This window comes from Streptomyces sp. SBT349, from assembly GCF_001083795.1.
In the GTDB taxonomy this organism is placed as follows: Bacteria; Actinomycetota; Actinomycetes; order Streptomycetales; family Streptomycetaceae; genus Streptomyces.
Window position 1 is genome coordinate 1 of sequence record NZ_LAVK01000370.1, and the last position, 7,123, is coordinate 7,123.

A 7,123-nucleotide genomic window follows, 5' to 3' on the forward strand; every position below is an offset into this window, starting at 1 on the left:
TCGAGGCGGTGGCGGGCGGCCGAGGCGTTCGCGCGGTCCGGGGCCGGGTGGCCGCCCGCCGCCCGCCACCGCGTCGCGACGGCGGCCACGCCGGCGGGGTCGCGGCCGTCGAGCGCCGCTTGGCGCAGCTCGTGGCCGATCAGGTCCTCGGGCTGCACCCAGGTCAGCCGCAGCATCAGGACCCCGCGATCGCGCCGAACAGCGTCTCGTGCGCCCGCCGCCGTTCGATGTCCCGCGCGAACACCTCGCGCGCCACCACGGCCAGCGCCTCGCCGGGCGCCCGCAGGTCGAGCCTGCTGGCCCGCGCGATCTCCTCGCTCCACTCCCGCGGCACGGCCGATTCGCCGGACAGCGCCCCCACGATGGCGCCGCCCATGGTGGCGATCGAGTCGCAGTCCCGGCCGTAGTTGACCGCGCCGAGGACCGTGTGCCGGAAGTCGCCGCGGCCGACCAGCAGCATGCCGAGCGCGATCGGCAGCTCCTCGATGGAGTGCAGCCGCGACGGGCGGCGCGCGCCCAGGGACGGCTTGCGGTACTCGGGGCCCACGGTGTCGAACGGCGCGACCGCCTCGCGCAGCGGCGCCAGCGCGTCCTCGAAGTCGTCGTACCGCGCCGCCGCCGCGCACACCGCCTCGATCGCCGCGCGGGTGCCGTCCTTGGAGAGCGCCAGCACGTCGTCGATCACCGACTCGGGCGTGGCGCCCGGCTTGCACGCCGAGGCCACCGCCGCCGCGAAGACCCCGGCCGCCTCCCGGCCGTAGCTGGACTGGTGCGCCCCGGCGATGTCGAGCGCCTCCGCGTAGGCGGCGGCCGGGTTGCCGGCGTTGACCACGCCCACCGGAGCCATGTACATGGCCGCGCCGCAGTTGACGATGTTCCCCACGCCCGCCTCGCGCGGGTCGACGTGCCCGTAGTGGATGCGGGCGACGATCCACTTCTCGGCGAGGAAGATCCGGTGCAGCGGCAGCGCCTCCGCCGCCAGCTCGGGGATCCAGCGCGGGGTGGTGATCAGGTCGGGGACCAGGTGGTCGGCGACGGCGTACGCGTCGAGGTGGTCGCGGACCTTCTCGTAGACGCGGACCAGCGCGTGCGTCATCAGGGTGTCGTCGGTGACGTGCCCGTCGCCCTTGTGGTAAGGCGCGATGGGCCTGGCGGTGCGCCAGTTCTCCTTGTGGAACGGCTCGACGATGCCGGTGACACGGCCGCCGTGCCGCTCGGCGATGGCCTCGGGCGTCCAGCCCTCGACCGGTCCGCCGAGCGCGTCGCCGACCGCCGCCCCGACCAGGGCGCCGACGGTCCGGTCTTCCAGGGTGGGGGGCGGCGCGGTCCTGGTGGTCGTCGTGGTCGTCATGCGAGCGGTCCTTCCGTGGCGGCGGTGAGGGATGTGGTGCGGGCGAGCCGTTCCGCGAGCGCGACCAGGTCGGTGCCCGCGAGCCGGGGCAGCGCGCACCCGGCGAGCGTGCGGCAGGCGTCCCGCCAGGTGGCGGGCAGGGCGTCCGCGCCGCCGACCACGCCGGTCAGCGCCCCGGCCAGGGCCGGGGCCGAGTCGGCGACGCGGGAGAGGCAGGCCGCCGAGGGCACGGCCTCCGTGACCGCGCCCGCGGCGGCGGTGGCCACCGCGAGTGCGACGGGAACGGTCTCGGCCGCGGCGATGCCGTAGCTGTAGACGTGGTCGACGATCTCGTGCTCCAGCAGCGGCACCAGCGCGAACGCGTTGCCCGGGAGCCCGGGGCGGGCCGCCGCCGCGGCCCGGCCGAGGCCCACCGCGTGGAGCGCGTTGCGCCGGATCTCGGTGCCCTCGGGAAGCTGCCGCACCGCCGCGTCCACGCAGACGTCCACCGGCGCGCCGTCCAGCGCGGTGGCGACCGCGGCGGCCATCGCGCGGGCGCCGTGCACGCCGTCGCCGTCCTGCGTGTAGCGGGCGTCGAACTCGGCGAGCCCGGCCGCGGCCTCCGGGTCCCCCGGGTGGACGACCGCGAGGACGGCGGCCCGGACGCAGGCGGCGTCGTCGAAGTAGTGCGGGTTGTCGTGGCCGGTGGCGGGCGGGCGCAGGCCGGTGGCCAGGTTCCCCAGGCCCGCGCGGACGGAGATCCGCGCGCGCAGCGGGATCTCGGCCGACTCGATCTCGTCGGCCCGGTCGGCCGCCGCCGCGACCTCGTCGGCCAGCGAGTTCCACGCGAGGGCCAGCGCCGAGCGCACCCGCTGGCCCACGGGCAGGTCGGTGTCGTCCTCGGCGGTGGCCGAGAGCACCGCGAGGGCGGTGAACGCCGCCCACTCGGCGTCGTCGGACGGCCCGAGGCGCAGCGGCTCCGGCGGCTGGTTCAGCGCTATGGGGACGGGCAGCGTGGTGGTCGCGTTGAGCTCGGCGAACGTGTCGAGCTCCCGGGTCAGCCGCCGGGTCCAGTCCGGCATCCGCGCGGCCCTGTGCCGCCCCGAGGGCCAGCCGGCGGCGTCGCCCGCGGCGATGCCGAGCAGCATCCCCTCGATCCGCCGGGGCGCCTCGGCGGCGATCGGCCCGCCGAGCGCCGCCTCCGTCACGGTGGGGGTCATGCGGCGGCCCCCTCGGTGCCGTCGCGGCCACCGGCCGGCGGACTGAGCCGGTCGGCGACGTCGAGGATGTGCCACCCGGCCATCGACGGCAGGCAGCTGCCGCGCACCGGGCCGATCGCCTCGGCCCACTCGGCGGGGATCGCCGACTCGCCGCGCAGCGCCGCCGCGAGCGCGCCCGCCACGGCGGCCGTGGTGTCGGCGTCGCGGCCCATGTTGACGGCCGTCCGCACCGCCGTGGCGAACTCGCCCCGGGCCGCGGCGAAGGAGCCGAACGCCAGCCCCGCCGCCTCGGGCGCCAGGTCGGTCCACGGGTAGCCGCCGATGACGGTGGCCTTGCGCACCGTGCGCTCCGTCGACAGCGGCGTGGCGTTCGGGTCGCGCCTGGCGCGCCGCGCCGCGGAGACCGCGCGGTGCAGGGAACGCGCCGTCCACGAGTCCTCGGGAACCACGGACAGCGCGGCCTGCACCACCGCGTCGGGGCTGTGGCTGACCATCGCCGTCGCGACCCCGGCGGCCACGGCCCGCCCGCCGTAGATGCCCTCGCCGTCGTGCGAGACGGTGCCGTCGATGGAGACCAGCCGCGCCGCCTCCGCGGGGCGGCCCGCCGCGTAGACGCCGAACGGCGCCGCGCGCATCGCGAGGCCGTCGCTCCAGGCGTGCCGGTGCTGCGCCGAGATGGGCGCGGCCAGGCCGCGGCGCAGGTTCTCCAGGGTGCCCCGCTCGCTGAACCCGGCGCCGCGGAACGGGCCCTCGTCGCGGTCGGCGATCCACTCGTGCCACGCCGACTCGACGTGGCCGACCGTGAGGGCCGAGCCGTGCTCGGCCAGCAGCAGCCCGGAGAAGATGGCGTACTCGGTGTCGTCCGTCCCGGCCGGGTCGTCGGAGACGAAGCCCTCGATGCGGCCCCAGCGCTCCCGGATCTGGGAGGGCTTGAGGTTCTCGGCGGGCGCGCCGAGCGCGTCGCCCACGGCCAGCCCGAGGAGCGCGCCCCTCGCGCGGTCCCTGGGCACGATGGGGGAGTGGTCCTGGGGGCGCGGCACCGTGCGCAGGCGCCGCGGTGGTGTCGTCTCGTCTGGTTCCCGGGTCGGATCGACGCTGACGCTCATGGTGTGTCGTCGCTCATTTCTGGTGTCGCGGAAGGTCACGTCAGCGCTGGTACCGGTCGAGGATCCGGTTCCCGTCCTCGGTGAGCTCCTCGCGGAGATCTTCCAGGTCAACGGCTCCGTTGTAGTACTCCTGGAAGGCGGGAGTGGCGATCTTGTCCTTCCACTCGGGGTAGCCCCTGACCCCGAGCACGGGTGACGGGCGCAGGTGCCGGGCCAGTTCGACGCCCGTGTTCCAGCCGAGCTCGTCGGTGGTGAGCGCGGGGTCGGTCAGGGCCGTTCGGCTGGTGGGCAGCATCCAGTCGCCCCGGGCGAGTTCCACCGAGTGATCCGGGCGGGTGAGGAACGCGATGAAGTCCGCCGCCGCCTGCTGGTGGTCGCTGTCCTCGGCCACGGAGAGGGTCTGCGGCGCGGTGCCCTGGGTGAGCCCGTGCTCGCCGCCGCCGGACGGCAGGGGCAGCACGCTCCACCCGAAGTCGTCGGGTGCCTGCTGGGAGACCTGCTGGCGGAAGGAGAAGTTGAGCGGGAGCATGGCGTAGCGGCCGTCGAAGAACCCGGGGAGGGTGTCGGACCCGGACATGCCGAGGCTGCTGCGCGGCGCGGTGCCGTCCTCGTTGACCTGCCGGTGGATCAGCTCGGCCACGGCGGACTCGGCCTCGCCGTAGCGGATGACGTTCTCGCCGTCCTCGCGGTAGAACAGCTGTCCGCCGGTGGACACCGAGAGGTTGACCGACTGACTGACCGGCTCGCTCATGGACCAGGCCACGCCGTAGGTGTCGGTCTCGCCGTCGCCGTCGGTGTCCCGGGTGAGCTCCCGGGTGACCTCCTCGAACTCCTCCCAGGTCCAGGGGTCCTCGGTGGTCGGCACGCGCACGCCCGACTCCTCGATCAGCTCGGTGTTGGCCACCAGCACGCGCGGCTCCTGGAGGAACGGCACCCCGTAGACGCCGCCCTCGTAGGTGGTGGTCTCCCACGCCTGCTCGGGGATGTCGGCGCGCAGGTCGTCGGGGAGGAGGTCCGAGAGGTCGGCGAGGTAGCCGCCGTTCGCGAAGTCGGTCAGGTCGGAGGCGTCGTTGTGGATGATGTCGGGGGCCTCGCCGCCCATGAAGGAGGTGAGGAGCTGGTCGTGGACGTTGTCCCAGGAGCCCTGGACGTAGCGGACCTGGACGTCGGGGTTGGCCTCGTTCCACTGGTCGACGAGCGCCTTGTTGGCGTCGACGGACTCGGCCTGCCAGGCGAGGCTCAGGTAGTCGAGGGTCACGGTGCCGTCGTCGCCCCCGTCGTCGCCGAGGCCGCAGCCGGCCAGCCCGGCCAGCAGCAGGAGGGGGAGCGTGAGGCGGAGCGCGGCGGTGGTGGGGGCCGTGGCGCGCGCGCGGCTCGTGGCGCGCATCAGCCCTTCACCGCCCCGGCGAGCATGCCGCTGACGAGTCGCCGCTGGAGGAAGGCGAAGAACAGCAGGCTGGGCAGGGTGGCGAGGAAGGAGGCGGCGGCCAGCGGGCCCAGGTCGGCGACGCCCTCCGCCCCGACGAAGTGGGTGAGGATCACGGACATCGTCTGTTTCTCCGGTGTCTTGAGGAGCACGAGCGCGAAGAAGAACTCGTTCCAGGCGGTGACGAAGGAGAACATCAGCGTCGCCACCAGGCCGGGCGTCAGCAGCGGCAGCACCACGGAGCGCAGGGTGGTCAGGCGGCTCGCGCCGTCCACGGCGGCGGCCTCCTCCAGGGTGCGCGGGACCGCCTTCACATAGCCCTGGAGCATCCAGAGCGCGAACGGCAGGCACCACACGACGTAGACCATGGTCAGGCCGGGAAGGGAGTTGATCAGCTGGAGGTTCCGCAGGATCAGGAAGAGCGGGATGATGATCAGGACCAGCGGGAACATCTGGCTGACCAGGATCCAGACCGTGCCCGCCCGGGAGACCCGCGACCGGTTGCGGACCATCACATAGGCCGCCGGCACGGCTATCGCCACGGTGATCAGCGAGGCGCTGCCCGCGACCAGCAGGCTGTTGAGCGCGGAGCGCAGCAGCGGCTGGGCGTCGAAGGCGGCCCGGTAGTTGTCGAGGCTCGGCTCGCGGGGGATCCAGGTCGGGTCGATCGAGGCCAGCTCCTGCGGCGACTTGAACGAGGTCGAGATCAGCCACAGCAGCGGGAAGGCGAGGAAGACCAGGTAGGCGGTGAGGGCGAGGTACTGCCCGGTGCGGCCCGCGGCGCGCGCCGCCGTCCGCGCGGCGGGGCCGCGCGCGGGTTTGGTCGCGGTGCTCATGCCTCCTCTCGATGCGCTTCTCCGACCGCCTGGCGAAAGCCGGCCTCGACGTGCATTCCTGCCCTGGGCGGCCAGGCGTTCGTCGCTCATGAGGCGTCCCCTCTCAGCTTCCTGCGCAGGAACAGGGCGAGCAGGACGGCGATGACGGCCACCATCACCAGGCCCATCGCCGCGGCGTAGCCGAACTGCCCGTACTTGAACGCCTCCTCGTAGGCGAACAGCATCGGCAGCCGGGTCTCGCCGCCGGGGCCGCCGGAGGTGAGGATGTACACCAGCCCGAACGCGTTGAAGTTCCATATGAAGTTGAGCGCGGTGATGGCCAGGACGACCGGCCGGATCGCGGGCCAGGTCACCGTGGCGAAGCGGCGCCACACCCCCGCACCGTCGATCTGGGCCGCCTCGCGCAGTTCGAGCGGCACGTTCTGGAGTCCGGCCAGCAGCACCACGGTGGTCTGCGGCATCCCGGCCCAGACGCCGACCGCGATCACGGCGGGCAGGGCGAGGGAGAAGTTGGTGAGCCAGTCGAGGTTGCTGTCGATGAGCCCCAGCGAGGTCAGCGTGTCGTTGAGGATGCCCGCGTCCTGGTGGTAGACGAGACGCCACATGATGCCCACCACCACCTCGGGCATCGCCCACGGCACCAGCGCCAGCGTCCTGGCCAGCCACCGCAGGCGGAGGTTCTGATCGAGGAGCAGCGCGAGGCCGAGCGCCAGCAGGAACTGGAGCGCGGTCACGCAGAACGCCCAGACCAGGCCGACGCGGAACGAGTCCCAGAACAGGTCGTCGAACCGCAGGTCGGCGAAGTTGGTGACGCCGATGAACTGGGTCGGCTCGGTGCGGCCCGCCTGGGAGTCGGTGAACGCCAGCGACGCGCCGTACAGCAGCGGCGCCACGCTCAGCACGAGGATCGGGATGAGCGCGGGGAGCAGCAGGAACCACGCCCCGTGGTCCAGCCCGAGCGCCTGTTTGCGCTTGGCCGGAGTGCGGGGCGGCGGGGTGCCGCGGCTGCCCGGGACGGCTCTGTCCCGGGGGGCGGTGAGACTCATGGGGACAACCTCGGACTTCGGGGGTCGGTCGCCGGCGCGGTCGAGCCGCGCACGACGAGGCGGGGAGGGGCGGGGGTGGGGCTGTTTCTTATACACCACTCCGAGCCCCCGAGAATAAAGGGGATTTCGGATTGCGTCTTCTTGTTGTAAAAAAAAAAA

General features: G+C 73.7%; 6 protein-coding genes. All 6 read right to left on the reverse strand.

What is annotated here, in order from left to right; all coding sequences use genetic code 11:
• Window positions 1-175: 175 nt before the first annotated feature.
• The 6 genes from ADY01_RS30305 to ADY01_RS30330 all read right to left on the reverse strand — a co-directional run bounded on the left by ADY01_RS30305 (window position 176) and on the right by ADY01_RS30330 (window position 6,964).
• Window positions 176-1,351, reverse strand: coding sequence for an ADP-ribosylglycohydrolase family protein (locus ADY01_RS30305; RefSeq protein ID WP_049579860.1), 1,176 nt, complete (start codon window positions 1,349-1,351; stop codon window positions 176-178).
• Window positions 1,348-2,550: an ADP-ribosylglycohydrolase family protein gene (locus ADY01_RS30310; protein WP_049579862.1), complete on the reverse strand. Its 1,203-nt coding sequence runs from the start codon at window positions 2,548-2,550 to the stop codon at window positions 1,348-1,350. The genes ADY01_RS30305 and ADY01_RS30310 overlap by 4 nt, the downstream gene beginning before the upstream one ends.
• Window positions 2,547-3,656, reverse strand: coding sequence for an ADP-ribosylglycohydrolase family protein (locus ADY01_RS30315; protein ID WP_078900749.1), 1,110 nt, complete (start codon window positions 3,654-3,656; stop codon window positions 2,547-2,549). Before ADY01_RS30315 ends, ADY01_RS30310 begins: the two co-directional genes overlap by 4 nt.
• A gap of 40 nt (window positions 3,657-3,696) precedes the next feature.
• On the reverse strand, window positions 3,697-5,043 hold the full coding sequence (locus ADY01_RS30320; protein WP_049579863.1) for an ABC transporter substrate-binding protein: 1,347 nt from the start codon (window positions 5,041-5,043) through the stop codon (window positions 3,697-3,699).
• Window positions 5,043-5,918, reverse strand: a complete 876-nt coding sequence (locus ADY01_RS30325) for a carbohydrate ABC transporter permease (protein WP_049579865.1) — start codon at window positions 5,916-5,918, stop codon at window positions 5,043-5,045. Before ADY01_RS30325 ends, ADY01_RS30320 begins: the two co-directional genes overlap by 1 nt.
• 86 nt (window positions 5,919-6,004) lie before the next feature.
• Window positions 6,005-6,964, reverse strand: coding sequence for a carbohydrate ABC transporter permease (locus ADY01_RS30330; RefSeq protein WP_049579866.1), 960 nt, complete (start codon window positions 6,962-6,964; stop codon window positions 6,005-6,007).
• Between the last annotated feature and the right edge of the window lie 159 nt (window positions 6,965-7,123).